This window comes from Paenibacillus tengchongensis (assembly GCF_008973665.1).
Lineage (GTDB): Bacteria > Bacillota > Bacilli > Paenibacillales > Paenibacillaceae > Paenibacillus_AQ > Paenibacillus_AQ tengchongensis.
Genome location: NZ_WACP01000017.1, coordinates 123,093 through 140,915, shown reverse-complemented (window position 1 = coordinate 140,915; position 17,823 = coordinate 123,093). Strand labels below are relative to the sequence as shown.

18 protein-coding genes are annotated in these 17,823 nt (G+C 56.7%); 6 read left to right on the top strand and 12 right to left on the bottom strand.

Annotated features, from left to right (window positions below; all coding sequences use genetic code 11):
- Positions 1 to 8: 8 nt before the first annotated feature.
- The 4 genes from F1381_RS24390 to F1381_RS24375 form a co-directional block, all read right to left on the bottom strand.
- Positions 9 to 2,486, bottom strand: coding sequence for an O-antigen ligase family protein (locus F1381_RS24390; RefSeq protein WP_151737435.1), 2,478 nt, complete (start codon positions 2,484 to 2,486; stop codon positions 9 to 11).
- Between the two features lie 167 nt (positions 2,487 to 2,653).
- Complete coding sequence (locus tag F1381_RS24385; RefSeq protein WP_187355543.1) at positions 2,654 to 3,844, bottom strand: class I SAM-dependent methyltransferase; 1,191 nt, start codon at positions 3,842 to 3,844, stop codon at positions 2,654 to 2,656.
- A gap of 7 nt (positions 3,845 to 3,851) precedes the next feature.
- The gene (locus F1381_RS24380) at positions 3,852 to 4,673 is read right to left on the bottom strand and encodes a PhzF family phenazine biosynthesis protein (RefSeq protein ID WP_151737434.1); all 822 of its coding nucleotides are present in this window, start codon (positions 4,671 to 4,673) and stop codon (positions 3,852 to 3,854) included.
- Entirely contained in the window at positions 4,670 to 5,368 is a 699-nt protein-coding gene (locus tag F1381_RS24375) for a DUF6483 family protein (RefSeq protein ID WP_151737433.1), read from the bottom strand. The genes F1381_RS24380 and F1381_RS24375 overlap by 4 nt, the downstream gene beginning before the upstream one ends.
- A 242-nt stretch (positions 5,369 to 5,610) precedes the next feature.
- Here F1381_RS24375 and F1381_RS24370 point away from each other — a divergent pair, with 242 nt between their 5' ends.
- Together F1381_RS24370 and F1381_RS24365 are read left to right on the top strand one after the other, a co-directional pair.
- The gene (locus tag F1381_RS24370) at positions 5,611 to 6,150 is read left to right on the top strand and encodes a winged helix-turn-helix domain-containing protein (protein ID WP_151737432.1); all 540 of its coding nucleotides are present in this window, start codon (positions 5,611 to 5,613) and stop codon (positions 6,148 to 6,150) included.
- A complete protein-coding gene (locus F1381_RS24365) occupies positions 6,151 to 7,437 on the top strand; it encodes an MFS transporter (RefSeq protein ID WP_151737431.1) in 1,287 nt (428 codons plus the stop codon).
- Positions 7,438 to 7,525: 88 nt separating this feature from the next.
- Here F1381_RS24365 and F1381_RS24360 read toward each other — a convergent pair whose 3' ends face one another.
- The gene (locus tag F1381_RS24360) at positions 7,526 to 8,311 is read right to left on the bottom strand and encodes an alpha/beta fold hydrolase (RefSeq protein WP_151737430.1); all 786 of its coding nucleotides are present in this window, start codon (positions 8,309 to 8,311) and stop codon (positions 7,526 to 7,528) included.
- 71 nt (positions 8,312 to 8,382) lie between these two features.
- Positions 8,383 to 8,910, bottom strand: coding sequence for a spore protease YyaC (gene yyaC, locus F1381_RS24355; RefSeq protein WP_151737429.1), 528 nt, complete (start codon positions 8,908 to 8,910; stop codon positions 8,383 to 8,385).
- A gap of 170 nt (positions 8,911 to 9,080) precedes the next feature.
- Between yyaC and F1381_RS24350 the strand changes: the two genes are divergently transcribed.
- On the top strand, positions 9,081 to 9,302 hold the full coding sequence (locus F1381_RS24350) for a DUF1128 domain-containing protein (protein WP_151737428.1): 222 nt from the start codon (positions 9,081 to 9,083) through the stop codon (positions 9,300 to 9,302).
- 98 nt (positions 9,303 to 9,400) lie between these two features.
- Here the strand turns inward: F1381_RS24350 and F1381_RS24345 are convergent, their stop codons facing one another.
- Positions 9,401 to 10,120 (bottom strand): pirin family protein, encoded by a 720-nt coding sequence (locus F1381_RS24345; RefSeq protein ID WP_151737427.1) that lies wholly within the window; start codon positions 10,118 to 10,120, stop codon positions 9,401 to 9,403.
- A 303-nt stretch (positions 10,121 to 10,423) separates the two neighbouring features.
- On the opposite strand from F1381_RS24345, the gene F1381_RS24340 reads away from it, so the two are divergent.
- The 3 genes from F1381_RS24340 (at position 10,424) to F1381_RS24330 (ending at position 13,448) form a co-directional block, all read left to right on the top strand.
- Complete coding sequence (locus tag F1381_RS24340) at positions 10,424 to 12,193, top strand: glycoside hydrolase family 13 protein (protein WP_151737426.1); 1,770 nt, start codon at positions 10,424 to 10,426, stop codon at positions 12,191 to 12,193.
- A gap of 279 nt (positions 12,194 to 12,472) precedes the next feature.
- On the top strand, positions 12,473 to 12,976 hold the full coding sequence (locus F1381_RS24335; RefSeq protein WP_151737425.1) for a YtxH domain-containing protein: 504 nt from the start codon (positions 12,473 to 12,475) through the stop codon (positions 12,974 to 12,976).
- Between the two features lie 136 nt (positions 12,977 to 13,112).
- A complete protein-coding gene (locus F1381_RS24330) occupies positions 13,113 to 13,448 on the top strand; it encodes a DUF5665 domain-containing protein (protein WP_151737424.1) in 336 nt (111 codons plus the stop codon).
- Positions 13,449 to 13,571: 123 nt separating this feature from the next.
- Here F1381_RS24330 and F1381_RS24325 read toward each other — a convergent pair whose 3' ends face one another.
- The 5 genes from F1381_RS24325 to F1381_RS24305 form a co-directional block, all read right to left on the bottom strand.
- Positions 13,572 to 14,342 carry a sigma-70 family RNA polymerase sigma factor gene (locus F1381_RS24325; RefSeq protein ID WP_151737423.1) on the bottom strand — a complete coding sequence of 257 codons (771 nt, stop codon included), beginning with the start codon at positions 14,340 to 14,342 and terminating at the stop codon, positions 13,572 to 13,574.
- Entirely contained in the window at positions 14,339 to 14,791 is a 453-nt protein-coding gene (rsbW, locus tag F1381_RS24320; protein WP_151737422.1) for an anti-sigma B factor RsbW, read from the bottom strand. Before rsbW ends, F1381_RS24325 begins: the two co-directional genes overlap by 4 nt.
- A 17-nt stretch (positions 14,792 to 14,808) precedes the next feature.
- Complete coding sequence (locus tag F1381_RS24315; protein WP_151737421.1) at positions 14,809 to 15,147, bottom strand: STAS domain-containing protein; 339 nt, start codon at positions 15,145 to 15,147, stop codon at positions 14,809 to 14,811.
- A 97-nt stretch (positions 15,148 to 15,244) separates the two neighbouring features.
- Entirely contained in the window at positions 15,245 to 16,912 is a 1,668-nt protein-coding gene (locus F1381_RS24310) for a response regulator (protein WP_151737420.1), read from the bottom strand.
- 27 nt (positions 16,913 to 16,939) lie between these two features.
- Positions 16,940 to 17,815 carry a CheR family methyltransferase gene (locus F1381_RS24305; RefSeq protein WP_151737419.1) on the bottom strand — a complete coding sequence of 292 codons (876 nt, stop codon included), beginning with the start codon at positions 17,813 to 17,815 and terminating at the stop codon, positions 16,940 to 16,942.
- Between the last annotated feature and the right edge of the window lie 8 nt (positions 17,816 to 17,823).

The window sequence follows — 17,823 nt, the reverse complement described above, 5'->3', positions numbered from 1 at the left end:
GACTGTGATCACCTGAACAGGCAGAGGAATTGCTGCCGGGGCGCAGGAATAAAAGCCGATAAAGCGTCCGTAAGCTTATCCAGCCGGAGCTGGAGGGCTTCGGCCGGAGCGCCGGCGGTGAAGCGGCGGTCGTTATGCCGCAGCCCATGACCGGCCTCTGCTTCAGCCAATAAGCGGTATTGCCACATCAGTTCCCTGCTTGCGGCTATGCCGCCTGCAGCCCTCTCCAGTTCCTTCTCCGCCAGGTTCTGCTCACTCCGGGTCAGCATTGCAGCAATTGCCGCCTGCCATTTGGCGGCGTTGAACCGGTCAAGCGCCAGCGCTCGCCGGACCTCCATCATTCCCCGGCCCGGATAGCCTTCCTGCATATACCTCCCGGCCAGCTCCCACTGCAAAGCGGCATTCTCGGGTGAAGCGGCCAGCGCATCCTGGAGCAGGCGGATTCCTGCGGATGCCGGGAGCATCCCGGATAAGCTTAAAGCCGGACGCGGATCAAACGGATTGCGCTCCCGGGAGCTAAGCAGCAGTTCCAGACGCCGGACAGGTTCGTCTGTCCCTATCGCCTTGCTGTAATCACCGGCGGCCTGCAGAGCCCGTAAGCAGACCAGACTAAGCAGCAGACATATACAGCAGGAAAACACGGTAACTGTAATAAGCCGTCTTCTTACCGCCGCTCTGCTGGCATCCTGCAGGTGAAGCTTAATGGGCGAAAGTGCAGGACGCGGACGAACAGCGGCTGCCGCCGGATTATCAAAGGAGCCGGAAAGGGGCTGAATTCCCGATATATTGCAGGATGCCTGCGGTAAGTTCGCCTGAGTTACCGCAGGATCCGCCCTTCTCCGCTCCCGAAGGGGCAGGGAAGACGGAGGAGGCAATGAGCTGCCAGTGCCTGCGCTCTCCGCAAGGCCCCGGCTGCCCATCCGATCGGCCCGTGCCAGAGCAGGCAGCAAAAGCAGCAGCAGCCACATCAGCCCGTAGCTCCAATCGAAATCGACCGCCGCATGGAGCGCAATCACGAGCAGCGGGGCCAGCAGCCGCGGACCCGCTTGCGCACACAGCCACCCTGCAGCCAGCAGCATCAGCAGGGTCAGGGCCAACCCGACGATTCCAAGATTAAGCAGGGTATCGAGATAACCGCTGTGCACCTGGCTGCCTACATAGGGGCGGGACTGCGCGGCCAGGTACTGGCTCCGCCAGCTCCCGCCCCCGCGCCCCAGCCAGGGCGCTTCCCCCGCGAGGCGCCAGGCGTCGCGGTACAGCAGCCCGCGAGCAAGGGCCGTCGGGGACGGCCCGCTGATCCGCTCGCGGATCTGCCACAGGGCGGCGCCCCCCGCCGCCGCCCAGCCAGCTGCCGCCGCAGCAGTCACGGCGGCGCGGCCCCTTCCCGCCGCGCGCTGCCGGCGGCGGCACAGCCACAGGCCGGCGAACCATGCGCCGGCCCACAGCCCGGCCAGCTGCGCGAGGCCGGGCCAAGGCTCCGCCGCCAGCATGGCAAGGGCCAGCTGGCGGTACACCAGCGCCGCGGCCAGCAGCGGCGCGGCGCCTGCGGCCAGCAGCGGCGCGAAGAGCCGCGGCTGCCGCAGCAGGGCGGCCGCGCAGGCTGCGGCCGCGGCCAGCCACGCGCCGCGCGACTCGCTGAGGAGCAGCGCGGCGGCGTACGGGAACAGCGGCAGCAGGCGCAGCGCCGCAAGGCTGCGGACTGCAAATGCCGCCCCAGCATAGGTGGTACCCGGTCTTGCCGTAACGCCTGATCCTGCACCTGCACGGCTTTGGACTGCTGTGGCTTCGCTCACCCACTCTGCCTCTGTTCCCGCCGCCCCTGCATAGGCACCCGGCCCTGCCGTAACGCCTGACCCGGCGATCACCGCCGCTGCGGCGAATAGTCTCTCCAGCAGAAAGACGGCCATTACCGCACCGAAGGTGTTCGGATATTCCAGCAGCCCCGCCAGCCTGGCTCCTGTAGCGCTGACAGAAGAGGAAGAACTGTAAGCAACGGCATACGGCAGATTTAGCCCGCCGTATACAGCAAGTAAAGCGCTCAGGCTTAAGAGCATGCCGGTCAAATGCCAGAGTACAGCCAGCAGGCGGCCTCCCCGGAAGGTGCCTGCGCAGGAATACGCCAGAACAGCGAAGCTGCCGTACAATCCCCAGCGCAGCAGTTCATGCCAGGTGTCCTGCAGCGAAACCGGGCTGCGGAGCAGCTGCAGGACGTAAAGCAGCATAACGATAAAGGGACAGCACAGCATCAAGAATGAGATGCGGCCCTGCGCCCAGCGTGCACTGAACGGTCTGCGCAGGTCTGCAGGTTCTGCCGGTGCAGCGGCTGCCCGCCCTCCGAGCCACAGTGCAAATAAGATAAACCATACAGCCAACAGTGCGTACATTTCCTCGCTGAAAAACAAGCCCCGCTTCAAACAGGCCGCCAGCAGCATACTGCACAGCAGTACAGCCCCGCCCGTTTCCGGCATTATTTGTCTACACCGCACCTGCACACCCCCCTATGTTTGAATCTTCCGGATTCTACGGCCTATACTCATAGTCTTGCCAGATGCAGCCCGTGACAAAAGGAGCAGCACCAAACAAGGACAGCAGGCTTCCTGACGGAAGCCTGCTGTCCTGTTCGCTTTGCTCCATATGAAATTTACGAAAGACCTTATTCCGCCGGATCAGCGGAAGGCAGAAGATCACCGCATGCCCGTTCCAGATAAGGCTTCGCGCCCAAGAAATCGCGGAAGGCGCTATACTCCCGCCATTTGGCCGCCCGGTCGCCTCCTGGGCTGCGTACCGCGCGGATCAGAATGTTCTTGGGCGTATGCTCCATATCGATGAACTCCAGCAGCTGGCTGCGGTAGCCCATCAGATCAAGCAGCTTGGCACGGATCGCATCGGTGGCCAGCGCCGAGAAGCGCTCCTTCAGAATGCCGTGCGAGAGCAGCGGACTCAGCACATCGTTCTCAATCTGCCCGTACAGCTCATGCTGGCAGCAAGGAACGGACAGGATGACGGAGGCGCCCCAGCGGACCGCTTTTTCCAGCGCGGCATCGGTTGCCGTATCACAGGCATGCAGCGTGACGACCATATCGACAGCATCCAGCTCGTCATAATCGGCGATGTCGCCGACGAGAAAGCGCAGGTTGTCGTAGCCCAGCTTGGCGGCCAGCTCGCTGCAGTGCGCAATGACGTCAGCCTTGAGATCAAGACCGACAATATTCAGCTCTCTGGCTGCGCGGACGGCTAGATAATGGTATAGGGCAAAGGTTAAATAGGATTTGCCGCAGCCAAAATCTACAATGGTCAGCGGCCTGCCTGCCGGCAGATCGCCCAGCACATCCTCCACCATCTCCAGGAAGCGGTTGATCTGCCGGAACTTGTCGTATTTCTTGGCCAGCACCTTGCCCTCGGCGTTCATGATCCCCAGCTCCACCAGGAAGGGGACAGGTTCACCCTCATCCAGCACATACTGCTTCCGCCGGTTATGGGCCAGATCCGCGGCCTGCTGCTTGGTGGGGGATTTGGTCAGAATGGACACTTTATACTTCTTGCTGATCAGCACCTGATAGTCGGCATCAGTAGTACAGAGCAGCGCCTGGCGGAAGGTCTCCCGCAGCAGCTCCAGCATTTCCCCGGCAGCCTCTTCGGCCGGGATATTGCGGTGCTCTACCTTGGGGCCGACAGTATAAGCAAACTGATAATGCAGCCGCCCTTTCAGCTCCACCGGCTTGATCTGGACTTTCGTAAACGCCGCGCCCCCTTTGCTGCGCAGCTGGCTGAAGGTGGCCGTAATCAGCGTACGGCCACCGGTAATCTGTTCAAGTAAGGCTTTCAGGGATTCCACAGGGTACATCTCGCTTTCACTTATATGATAATTCAGGGTCAACCTGAAGCAGCCCGCTGACCACAGTTACGGCATTGCCAGAAAGGATCACTTGCTCCGGGCTAACCTGCAAATACAGTAAGCCTCCGCGCGCCGAGACCTGGTAAGCGGTAAGTTCACTGCGGCCGAGCCGCTCTGCCCAGTAAGGGGCGAGAGCCGTATGCAGCGAGCCGGTCACCGGGTCTTCGTTCACCCCGATTCCCGGAGCGAAGAAGCGCGATACAAAATCAATTCCGGGCGTGCCGCTCTTTGCGGTAACTCCCACCGCCCTTGGCTCCAGCGCCGCAAGCCGGATATAATCCGGGCGGAGGCCGCGCAGCAGCGCTTCATCGCCCAGCCGTACCAGCACATTGTCGGCATAGCGTACAGTCTCCAGCACCTGCTCCTCCGCAATGCCCAGCGCGGCGGCCAGTCCCGGAATTGGCGGGGATGCTGCGAGCCCGTAAGGCGGAAAGAACAGCGATATGCCTTGCGGTGTCTGTCTAGCCCGCAAGAGGCCGCTGCGGGTAAGAAATCTCGCCTCCTCCTGCGGATCAAGCCGTCCGGACTCCCACAGCACATGGGCGCTCGCCAGGGTAGCATGGCCGCACAGGTTAACCTCAACTGCCGGTGTAAACCACCGTAGCCGGTACCCGTCCTCTTCCGGCCACACAAAGGCCGTCTCGGATAAATTCATTTCTGCAGCCGTCCGGGCCATAAAGTCTTCATCCGCCGGCCGCTGCAGCAAGCATACGGCAGCCGGATTGCCCGCATAAGCCTGATCGGCAAAAGCATCCACAATATAAATAGGTGTATTCACCGCTGTCCCACCTCCTCATTCTGCAGCTGCTGCTGCACCTCCAAGGCAGCGGTCAGCCGGTTCCATTCCTCCTGGCCCTGCCGGACCTCCTCAAGCGGAAGAGCGCCGTGCTCCAGAGCTTCCGGCGGCTGGGCCAGCAGGCGCGCGTATAGCTCCCGTCCTTCATCCGCGACAGCCTCCCCCTGCTCCCATAGCCGGTAGAGGCTGTCTTCAGCTTTGGCATAGCGGCCCAGCGATTCCATATACGGCATTAGCAGCCGTTCGGTCTTGGCCGGAAGGCGGTACCCTTCTACTTCTCCGAGCAATTCGTCGACCGCCGCCGTCAACTCCAGCAATTCCCGGTCAGCGCCCTGCAGATCGGCGTACAGATACAGATGCAGCGAGCGCATCTCGCGGAACAATGCCTCATCAGTGCTGCCCGCAGTCCGGTATATATCGGCTTCTTCCTTCAGCAGACGGGCCACGCCCTGCAGCTTGTCCGATTCCACTACACCGCCCAGGCGAAACATATCAATAATATCCTCCACGGACAGAGAATTTAACAATCGCGAATTCAGCCGGAAATGCCGATTCAGCAGTTCATCCACTTCCCACAGGGCTTCGGTCGTCTTCCGTTCCTGCTTCAGCGTCAGCACTTTGGCCACCATCGCCGTCATATCCTCAATCATCCGCACGATATAATCCCTTCTGAACATCCGCCAAGCACTCCTCTCCCTTCCGCAGCCTGATCGGCGGCGGTTGCTAGCCTTGTGTAACCATCTTATACGATTCCTGCGCCAGGCGCCACCGTGGGGCTGCGTCGGCAGCTGAATGCCGCAAATTAATTCTTGACGGAAAAAGCAGCGTTCAACTATACTCTGTGTAACCAATCTGGATTCCAGATCGGCTGTGAGCTTATACATAACTGCTTAATAAATCTGCAAAGGAGTGAAATTCAATGAATGACACAAGGCCATCCGAAGACGCGCAGATTCCTCCGCAGCGGCTCGCTGCACCGCCAGAAGCGCTTCAGGTTACCCCCGCGCAGGGCAAGCTGCTGGAAAGTGCGCTGCGGATCAAAATCCTGCACACTCTGGCGGAAGAACCGCTGACCTCCAAGCAGGTTGCCGAGAAGCTGGGCAAGACACCCGGCAATGTTCATTATCATATGATGAAGCTGCTGGGTGGCGGACTGCTGGAGCTGGTACGTACAGATGTGAGCGGTGGCGTAGTCCAGAAGTTTTACCGGTCCGTGGCCACCCTGTTCCGCTTGGAGAGCTTTACCGGCTTTCAGTTTGCGGCGGAGCACAAGGTGGAGCATTTTAAGACAAGGCTGACACTGTCGCCCGAAGAGCTGGAAGATTTCCGCCGGGACATGCTGAAGCTGATCACCTTCTGGGAGAGCAAAGCGACAAGCGGCGGAGAATACGGTGTGGAAATGATTATCGGCCAGCTGCCCCAGGCGGACAGCGATTCGGACCGGGAGGTGAATTCCTAGATGATTCCTGCAGCTTCCTCCAAACGAAAGAGCCAGAGCCCCTTGGGAAGGTTTGCCGAGCCTTTTGCCCGGTCGAAAGCCTTCCCCTATCTGTGGCTGGGCCACATCATTTCCTTCCTCGGCAGCTCGGTAACCATGGTAATTCTGCCTGTGCTTGTCTATTCGCTCACCGGCTCCACAGCCACTATGGGCATGGTCATGGCGGTCTACATGCTGCCCAATGTCATTATGCTGCCTATATCAGGTTATATTGTTGACCGTTATGACCGGGTCAAAATTATGATAACCGCCGATGTAGCGCGCTTTGCCGTGATGGGAGCCATTGCTGCGCTCGCGTTATCCGGTGTCCTTACGATTCCCATGCTGTACGTTCTGGTCGGCCTCTACGGCCTGTTCGACGGACTGTTCCGTCCCGCATATTCGGCAGTGCAGGCATCCGTATTTACTCCCGAGATCCGGGTGGCCGCCAATTCGCTCTCGCAAATGAGCATTCAAACCATCCGCCTGATCGGGCCCTCGCTCGGAGGCCTGCTCGTCACGCATCTGTCGGCCGGCTTCGGCTTTGGCCTGGATGCCCTGACCTACCTTTTGTCGCTGGTATGCCTGATCTATCTGCGCAAGGCGCTGTTGTCGGCAACGCAGCCCCAGTCGCCGGCACCGCCCGTGCCGGACACGGCTTCCACCGACTGGAAAGCCGATTTCAAGGAAGGCATCGCCGTATTGCGCAGCCATCCTTGGCTGTGGATTACGATTCTGGCCTTCTGCTTCGTGAATATCTGTTATTCGGGAGTAAGCAGCATCCTGCTGCCCTGGCTGTTCAAGGTTCACCATGGCTGGGATTCTTATGTGTATGGCCTGGCCGTAACCTTCTCCGGCGTCGGAGCGATTCTGGCCGGCTTGCTGTACGGCATGCGGAAGCAATGGCGGAAGCGCGGGCTCATGGCCTATGGCGGAGCCCTGGTGAGCGGCGTTGCGCTGCTTCTGCTGCCTTTTGCCCCCGGCCCCGCCAGCGCTGTCGCGCTGTTCGCCCTGGAGGGCTTCGGGCTGATGATCTTCGGGCTGATCTGGGAGATCAGCCTCCAGGATCTCGTGCCGAAGGAAGCCTTCGGACGGGTGGCCAGCCTTGATCTGTTCGGCTCCTTCGCCCTGCTGCCGGTCGGATACATCGTGGTCGGCTGGCTCGCGGACTGGATCGGCGGCGTCGCGACTATCGCCATCTTCTCCAGTCTCGGCATAGCCTGCATTGCGCTGGTGCTGTGCGTACCGGCAATCCGTAAATTCCAATAGAACGCGTTCAGCACAAAATAGAAAAGAGGCAGCATTCCGCCGGACGGATGCTGCCTCTTATTTCACTTCAATACCCTTCTGGCAGGAATCAATGCTGCACCGGTACGGGTATGAAATCCTTGATAATTTCGGCTAAACGCTCCGGGGCTTCGAACATGCTCATATGCCCCGCCCCGGCTATGGTCGCCTTCGTTACATTGGCTTTATCGGAGGTGAATATCCGCCCGGGCGGCACCACTCCGTCCTCCGTGCCGGCAACGAGCAGCACCGGCAGCGGCGTTGCCGAGATGACGTCGCGGCGGTCCGGACGCTCCCGCATCGCCAGCGCTGCACCGGCCGCGCCTTGCGGCGGTGTCCGGTAGCCGATTTCCCTGGCGCGCTGCAGCAGCTGCGGCTCAGCTCCCGGTGCGAACAGGCCGGGAATCAGTCCATCGATAAAAGCCGTGATGCCTTCGCCCTGTATGGCGCTGACGCTCTTCAGACGCTTTTCTTTGGCCTCCTCGCTGTCGGGGTAGCCGGTGGAATGGATCAGTCCGAATCCCTTCAGCCTGGAAGGATACCGCTGCGCAAAGGAAAGGGCAATATAACCTCCCATCGAATGCCCGAGCAGATAGCACTGCGGAATCTCCAGATGATCCAGCAGGGAAAGCACGTCAGCGGCCATCTGATCGATGCTGTACGGCCCGAGCGGAGCATCCGAGGCTCCATGTCCGCGCAAGTCCGGAGCAACGATGCGGTAGCGCCCGCTCAAGTACGGAATCAGCCGCTCCCAGTAGTCGGAGCTTCCGCAGAAGCCGTGGAGCAGGACGAGCACTTCACCCTGGCCTTGGTCGGTATAACAAATATTGCTTCCCTCACATCGAATGCTTTCCATAGCGGTTCCCTTCTTTCTATGTATTGCCTGCATGTGTATTATTTAAGCAAACGGAGTCTTGTTGAAACGGCTTACGCAGGCATGCCGAAGCCGCTGGCCGCAGCGCGGGCGATCTCTTCCGCCATGATCATCACACGGTTGAGCGGCGTGGTCTGCAGGGTGCGGTAAGGACGCGGCCCGTGCACGTCCACAATCGCCGCGAGGCTGTAATTTCCCACGGCCGGCAGAGCCAGTCCGACCGATTGCGCCGGATGCAGCGGCTCTTTGGCGGCAAAGTAGCAGCCGAGCGCTGCCGGCGGCCCCAAACAAGCATCTATGGCAATAATCACCTGCTGCGGCGGAATTGCGGCAATCCGCTCCGCCAGATTGTTGGCGTCGCACGGGGAAGGCAATGTGCCGATCACGTTGGCAAAGCCCAGTCCGGCAAGCCTGCTTCCGGTCAGCGGGCCGAGCGCATCGCCGGTGGAACGGTCCGTTCCGATACACAGAAAGGTGATGGTCTCTTCCAGATGGGCAGCCGCGATCTCTGCAAAAAAGGCGGCCAGTCCGGCGGCATTCATTTTAATCCGTTTTCTGCTCTCCTGTTCCCTGATCGCCATATTCCCGCTCCTTTGCTTGTCTTCACAGCTGTCCGCTGATTGCCTTTAATTTACCACGATTCCCTTTCACCGGACAAATTCTGAAGACGATCCTGCGCGGCTTATTTCATTTACCGGCCGCTACATGATAAAATGTGTGAATCAAATGACAGAGAGGACGGGTTCGTTCTATGGATTTATCACAACCCAGTCAAGCCAATGTGGAATATATGATCGAAGGGATCAAAACGAAGCTCAAGATGGCAAGTGCGGCTGCTATGCAAGCCTCCGCTTTTTCGGTCGAGTATTATGAGGATATCCGCGATATTTATGAGGTCGCCATGGGAAGCGACAAGCTCAGCATCTCGCAGGTGGAGGCGCTCGTGTCCGAGCTGGGCCGCCTGCGCAAATAAGCGCCTGCCCTATAAGCATACAGGAGCCCGGAGTCTGCTGTCATCGTCATGATGACCGCAAGCTCCGGGCTTATGCTGCTGAAACGGTTCTTTTATAATTACGGCAGATCGATCAGCACCAGCTCAGCCTCGCCCTCGCTGCCGGTCCCTTTGAGCTTCAGCCCGCTGCATCCGCGAATCCGTGCGGCGTCGCCGGGCTTCAGGTGAAAGACGCCTTCCTCGCAGGTGAGCTCCAGGTTGCCGGAAATCAAATACAGATGGGTGCGCCGGTCTTCGCGCTGCTGGTATTGCAGCTCCCGGTTCGCCTCCAGCAGCGAAAGGTATACCGTAACATCCTCATGCAGGGTAAGCGCCCCGTCTACTCCGCTGCCGGAAGCAACCGGAAGCAGCGTATTCATTTTGAAATCGGCAGGAAAGTACTTCGCGTCCCACTTGGGCATGAGGCCCGGCCTGTCGGGCAGCAGCCACAGCTGCAGGAAGCGGGCTTGCTCGCTCGGCGACGGGTTGGTCTCGGAATGGTGGATGCCGGTCCCGGCCGTCATTACCTGCACGCTGCCTGCCTGCAGATCGGCGTGGTTGCCCAGGTCGTCCTGGTGCTTCAGCACCCCGGAGATTACATAGGTAATGATCTCCAGATCATGATGCGGATGCTCATGCATCCCCTGCTCCGGCTTCAATTCATTGTCATTATGGGCCAGCAGCGCGCCGAAATGCGCATTGCTGGGATCGTCGTAATCGGCGAAGGAAAAACTGAATTCGCTGTGAATCCACTCTCTATTCGATGTATGACGTTCCGCTGACGTAACGATTTTAATCATAGTCTTTGCACCTCCAAAGATGTTTGGGCCTTTCACCGTGCTGTACGGGGAACCTTACTCATCCATTTTTATTATTTTTATAAATGGGATAGGCGCTTGAATTATGTATTTTTTACCCGCTTCCTTTTGCTGTCAATCAGTACCAGGGGCAAGCCCCGCGCTTCATTCCCCCCTTGCTTCTTTCGGCGTCCGCATGATATGATGCTATCAAATTCAAAGGCAATGTAACCTAAGGGTTCAACCTCGTACTTATGGGGTTGGGCCTTTTTTGCGTTCCCGTTGCCGTGAAAGGATGGGTTAAACATGATTCAAAAGGAAAGTGTATATCACCGGATGGGCCAGAACTGGTCTTATGCTTACGACGAGAGCACACTGCATATCCGGCTGAGAACGGGCCGCGGCAATGTCGCACGGGTGGAGCTGATTCACGGGGACAAATACGGCTGGGAGCACACGCATGGCGTCCTGCCGATGGAGCTGCTCGCTTCCGATGCCCGGTTCGATTATTGGCAGGCCGCTGTACGTCCGCCGTACCGCAGACTCGCGTATTATTTTGCGCTGCACAATGAAGAGGAGTCCGTATATTTTCTCGAAAAAGGCTTCTTCGATGCTCCGCCGGCTGTCATTTATGAGGGGCTGTTCGATTTTCCTTTCCTGAACCGCGAAGATGTGCATCTGATCCCGGAATGGGCCAAAAATGCGGTGTTCTATCAGATCTTTCCGGAGCGGTTCGCGAACGGCGACCCGTCCATCAGCCCGGAGGATGCCCTTCCCTGGGGCGGAGTTCCCACCCCCCGCAATTTCTTCGGCGGCGACCTTCAGGGAGTGCTTGACCATCTGGATTACCTGAGCGCGCTTGGCATCAATGCGATTTATTTCACCCCGCTGTTCGAAGCAACCACCAACCACAAATACGATACCCGCGATTACTTCCGGGTCGATCCCCATTTCGGGACCAATGATTCGCTGAAAAAGCTGGTGGACGCCTGCCACGAGCGGGGGATCCGCGTACTGCTGGACGGTGTATTTAACCATTGCGGCTACACCTTCCCGCCCTATGTGGATGTGCTGGAGAACGGGCAACAATCGCGGTATGCCGACTGGTTCCATGTCCGGGATTGGCCGCCCCGTGTCGAGAATGGCATCCCCACCTATGACACTTTTGCCTTCGAGCCAATCATGCCCAAATTCAATACGGAGAATCCGGAGGTCCGGGAGTATCTGCTCAGTGTAGGCCGCTACTGGATCAAGGAAATCGGCGTCGACGGCTGGCGACTCGATGTGGCCAATGAAGTCTCCCACTCGTTCTGGCGGGAGTTCCGCAAAGCTGTGAAGGAAAGCAACCCGGAAGCGTTTCTGGTCGGCGAGATCATGCATGACGCCCTGCCATGGCTGACCGGAGACCAGTTCGATGCGGTGATGAACTATCCGCTGCTGAATCTGGCGCTGAATTTCTTCGCCCGTGGAACCGCAGATGCCGGACAGTTCGCCGAAGCGGTCTCGGGTATGCTGGCCCGCTATCCGCAGCAAATTACCGAAGCCGCCTTCAATCTGCTGGACAGCCACGACACCGAACGCTTCCTGACCCACTGCGGCGGCGATGTGCGGCGTCTGCGGCTCGCCCTCTTATATTTAATGACCTTCCAGGGCACGCCTTGCATCTATTACGGGGATGAGATCGGCCTGGAAGGCGCCTATGATCCTGACAACCGGCGGTGCATGCAGTGGGACCCCGCGCGGCAAAATCAGGAGCTGCTGGCGTTCTACCGGTGGGCGATTGCGTTGCGCAAGACGTACCCTGCGCTGCGCGGCAGCAAGATCCGCTTCCTGGAGCTGCCAGGCAAGCCCCTCCTGCTGGCCTACGAACGGTGGGATGAACAGGATCATTTACTCATTCTGCTGAACAGCTCGGAGACTGCAGCCGAAGGTGTTCTCCCGGCAGCAGAAACGGCAGAAGAGTGGATGGATGTGCAAACAGAGGAACGCTGCATTGTCGAGGCGGGGCAGCTCATCTTCCGTCTTCCGGCTTTCGGATTTACGGTCCTGCACCGCCCGGCAAAATCCATTCATTAATCTCATTACCAGGGGTTTGTAAAGTCCCGCTGTACGCCATTTCAACAAACTTTTAACAGGATTATTCCCGCTATCTATATATATCTCGCCCATTCTTTGCCATACACCTTCACTGTTTCAGGCTATACGCCGGAGTTTATATACGAAGTAAGATAGCTTCAGGCTTTCCTGAAACCCGTCACGACGGGGGCAACGGGGAATACACCTATTCGTATACCCATTCCCGTGGGGCCGCCCGTTAGTCCGGGACTATAATATCCATTTAAGGAGTGATTGGTGATGAATAAAGCAGAAACGGAACATCCGGTGGAAAGCAGCAACACTTTTCTAAAAGGTATTTTTATCGGAGGCTTGCTTGGCGCGGCTGCCGCTCTGTTGTTCGCACCTAAGCCCGGCCGTGAAATGCGCAGTGACTTGTCCGATAAGCTCTCCATGGCTACTGACAAGACGAAGGAAGTCGCAGGCGTCGTAACGGACAAGACGAAAACGCTGGCTACTACTGTAAGCGAGAAAGCAACAGACCTGGCCAGCACTGTCTCAGCTAAAGCATCCGACATCTTCAGCACGGTCAGTGACAGCAAACAGCAGATTGCGGCAACCCTGCAGGAGACCGGCAAAAAAATCGGCGACACGGTGAGCGAAACCTCGGGCGACGTGGCAAGCGACGTCAAGGACGCCTCCAAAGAGGTAGCTGATGAAGCCAAGGATGCTTCCAAAGAAGTTGCCGACGAAGCCAAGGACGCCAAGGACGAAGTCACTTCTTCCTACAAAAGCTCCTATTAAGCAGTATTAACGGCTTGAGCACAAAGCGTAACCGGACAGCCAGCTCACCGCAGCTGGCTGTCGCTATGAGGAGCGCCGTGAGCGGCCCCTCCTCCATAAAGGCCCGGTAACGGGCTGCAGAAAGCGGGGACATCTTATGGGAGAAGCCGGCGGAACGAAGAGCAAAGCTTATGAAGTGGATGAACATCCCTTTGAGCTGCGCCATGAAGTCAAACGATTAAATGAACGGCTCGACAAAATTGCCGATTCTTTGGAGAAATCCGAATTCAAAGACATTCTGGAGAATTACACTAATCCGAAGAAGCGGATTGTGACCAATCTGATGGCTGGCATTTCGCGGGGGCTCGGACTATCGCTGGGTACCTTCGTCATTCTCGGTCTCTTGGGGTACATTCTCAGCCTGTTCCTGGATGTCCCTGTGATCGGGGAATATCTCGGGGAGATTAAGCAATATATCGATGCCAACAGCTAAGATACTACATTAATTGCGGTGTATGGTTAACTATACACCGTTTCTTCATGCTTAATTGTATACAAAAGGACATGCCCTGCGTCAGTCAGGGCATGTCCTTTTGTATACGGGAATAATTCAGCATTAGTAGGAAGAGTTCGCCATAATCTGTTTGAGCTTCTCTGTCGCCCGCTTCTGGATGCGGGATACGCTCATCTGCGAAACGCCGAGCTTCTGAGCGATCGCCCGCTGTGACTGGCCATCCTGGAACGCAAGCAGCAGGACCTGCTGCTCCTGTTCCTTCAGCTGGCCCAGCGCCTGCTGGAGGTCCATCCGTTTCTCCACCGTTTCATAATCGTTCGCGTCGGAGCTGATCAACTCGCCGAGAGTGGCCCCTGTCTCCTCTTGGGACAGCGGTGAATCCAGCGAGACATAATGATAGCATTCCCTACCGGCCAGCACCTCCACCGTTTCTTCAACGGACAGGTCCAGGTATTCGGCGATTTCGTCCACCGCCGGAGAACGCTCAAGCTTAATCGTGAGCTCATCTATGGCTTGCTGGACGAGCGCACCCTTTTCCTTGATGCGTCTGGGGACCTGGATATACCAGGATTTATCGCGCAGGAAATTCTTCATATGTCCGATCATGCTCTTCATCGCATACGGCTCGAACGGAATGCCCAGGCTGATGTCATACTGCTGAAGCAGCCGGATCAGCGCCATCTGGCCAACCTGATACAGGTCTTCATAGAGATCCGGGCGGTTGCGGGCAATTTTGCCGGCCGCCATCTTAACCATCGGCTCGTAGCGGTGAATCAGCTCTGTGGCGATATCGTTATCCTTGGTTTGCTGGTATTCCCAAATCAGGCTTACTGCCTCGTTCATGGACTCTGGGGGAGTCACTTTGTCATTCATACCTTCTCCTCGCTGAAGTTCAGACGTTTCGTCAAAGTAACGACCGTCCCTTTACCTGCTTCGCTCACGACACTGACGTCATCCATGAGCGCCTGCATCAGGTAAAATCCCAGACCCCCCACCTGGACATCGGTCAGCTCTTTATCATGGAGCGTCAAACGATCATCGGGCGTGCCCAAGCCGTCAAAGCTCTCCCCTTCGTCTTTGACAGTGATGGACAAAGCATCTGAGCCGACTTCAAAAATCACATCTACCAATCCGTTCTCCTGCCCGTAAGCGTAAAGAACAGAGTTGTTACAGGCTTCCGACACAGCAACCTTCATATCCTCAATATCCTCATAAGTAAAGCCCATTTTTGAAGCAATACCATATAAGTTCAGTCTGACAATGTCGACATATTCTGCGTTGGCGGGTAATTGTAGAATTACTTTTTGCACATCATCACTCATCCTATTTCGATCCTTTCCTAGTGGGAATTCTCTTGGGAGGCAAAAAACTTGGAGATACCGGTCATATCAAACAGCTTCTGGATCTGTGCCGGAACTTCCGTTACGGTGAATTTGACATCCATACCGTGTCTGGCTTTAAGAATCGACAGCAGAATCCCGATACCGGTGCTGTCGATATATTTCAGATCCTTAAGATTAATCACCAGATCAAGCCCTGTATCTCCCACAAGCGGTTCCATCACCAGGCGGAAATCAGGAGCAACCGATAAATCAAGCTCCCCACTTAAGTAAACGGTGCATACATTGCCTTCTGTTTCAGTTTTTGCGTGGAACTTTTCGCTTTTATGTGTATTCATAGACAATCTCTCCTGATTAAATGTTTTCTTTACCAATACCCTTAAAGGTGCCCCGTTGAAACAAAAAACGCATGCAAAACTAAAGGTAATTCCTGGATTACGCTTCAAATGCCGAGGTAGTTCTCCCTGCAGCGGGAAGATCATGGCGTGTATACCTGGAAAGAATCTGCTTAATCGTGCCCAGCTTCAGCGGCTTGCTGATATAGCCGTCCATCCCGGCCGCCAAACAGCGGTTCTGGATGCCTTCCATTACATTTGCGGTCATGGCGATAATGACAGCCTTCTCCCCGGCCGCACTGCCGGCACGGATGCGGGAAGTAGCGGCAAGGCCGTCCAGAACAGGCATCTGCAAATCCATAAAGATAAAATCATACACTGAGCGCGCGGCCATTTCGACAGCCTGCTGCCCGTCGTCGGCCACATCCGAGCTGTAACCAAGCTTGTCCAGCATGCTGACCATCAGCCGTTGATTGACCGGGTGGTCATCGACGACTAACACCCGTCTGGAGGTCTGTCGGTTCGCCCCCTTCCCGGCAGGCTCCTCCTCGCAGCAGCCTCTTGCCAGTTCGTCTTCCGGCAATGATGCCTGGATGGTAAAGACAAATGTGGCCCCTCTCTCTTCCGTAGCCTCAACCCGGATCTCGCCGCCCATCATGCCTACCAGCGATTTGCAAATCGCCAGACCCAGACCCGTACCGCCGTATTTGCGGTTCATCGAGGAGTCCAGCTGGGAGAACGGCTTAAACAGTCTGTCGCATTTCTCCGGCGAGATGCCGATTCCTGTATCTTTTACTGTAAATTCGATCTTCAGCTTATTGTCCGAATACGCGACTCCCGACGCGACAAGATACACACCGCCCTGATTGGTGAATTTGACGGCGTTAGCCACCAGATTGATCAGCACCTGACGCAGCCGCGCCATGTCCCCATAGATCAGCCTGGGAAGCCTGTGGTCAATGAAATAAGCCAGCTCCAGGTTCTTCTTTGCCGCTTCCACCGAGAAGAGGCTGAATACCTCCTGGATGGTCGTCTGCAGCTCAAACAGCTGCTCCTCCATCTCCATTTTTCCGGATTCCATCTTGGTGAAGTCCAGAATGTCGTTGATGACGGTAATCAGCGTATCGGCGCTCTTGCGGATAATCTCGGTGTATTCCTTCTGCTCCGGCGCCAGCTCGGTTTCCATCAGAAGGTCGATCATTCCCACCACACCGTTCATCGGCGTGCGGATTTCATGGCTCATCATTGCCAAGAACTCTGTTTTGGCCTTGGCGGCAATCTCCGCTTCTTCCTTCGCTTTGACCAGTTCACCATTAATCCGCTCCAGCTCCTGGGTCTTTTGCTGCAAAAGCATGGATTGCATCTGGTGCTTCTTGTTGGTGAGATGCATATGGACAAAGCCCTCAATTTTGGACTTCAGGATTTGCGGGATAAACGGCTTCACCATATAATCGATCGCCCCGGCGGAGTAGCCGGCGAACAAGTGCTCAGCCTCTTTGCTGTTGGCAGAGATGAAGATAATCGGAATATCCTTCGTCTTCTCCCTGGCCTTGATCAGCTTGGCGGTCTCGATCCCGTCCATACCGGGCATCTGCACGTCCAGCACGATCACGGCAAAATCGTATTTCAGCAGACAACGCAACGCTTCTTCGCCGGAATTCGCTTTAATCAGCTTATAATGCTGGCTCTCCAGCACAGCCTCGAGCGCCAGCAGATTTTCAGGACGATCGTCAACCAGCAGTATATGAATCGGTTCTTGAACCCCCATAGGCTCCCTCCTATCCTGCTCACTCCGTTACTTATTCTTGCGGTAGATTTTCTCTACCCTGTCCAGGGGTTCGTAGCTGTCACTGTACCTGGTAAAATGGATCGACTCCTTCGAGCCGAGAACAAGCACTCCGAACCGGCTGAGGCTTTCATAAAACAAGCCGTGCACATGGTCGCGGAGCTCATCATTGAAATAGATCATTACATTGCGGCAAAAAATGACATTAAACTCATTGAATGAGGTATCTGTCGCTAAATTATGCTCGGCAAAAATAATATTCTTACGCAAATACGGCTGAAAGATCACCGAATTATATTTTGCCGTGTAATATTCCGAGAACGCCCGGGTCCCCCCGGCTTCGATATAGTTCTTGGTGTACTGCTTCATCTTGCTGATTTCATATACGCCTTCCTTGGCTTGCTGCAGCGAGCGCTCATTCATATCCGTAGCATAAATGCGGGCTTTGTCGTACAGCCCTTCCTCATGCAGCATAATGGCCATGGAATATACCTCTTCACCGGTTGAGCAGCCGGCATGCCAGATGCGGATGTACGGGTATGTCCGCAGCAGCGGAATGACTTTCTGGCGGAAGGTCAGGAAGAGTCCCGGGTCCCGGAACATCTCCGTGACAGGAATAGACAGGCTGTACACGAACCGTTCGAAGCACTCGCGGTCGTGCAGCACCTTTTCCTGCAATGCGGAGATGGTCGGAACATTCTCGGCGTGAACATGATGCCAAATCCGCCGCTTCAAGGAAGGCAGAGCATAGTTTCGGAAGTCGTATCCGTACAGACGGTGAACTCCGCTCAACAGCAGCTCGATTTCGATCTGCTCAAGCTCTTGCTCCTGCTTATTCCCTGTTTGGTTAGGCTGCCCCTGGTATCCCCGTTCGATTGCAGTCATTGTTCTTC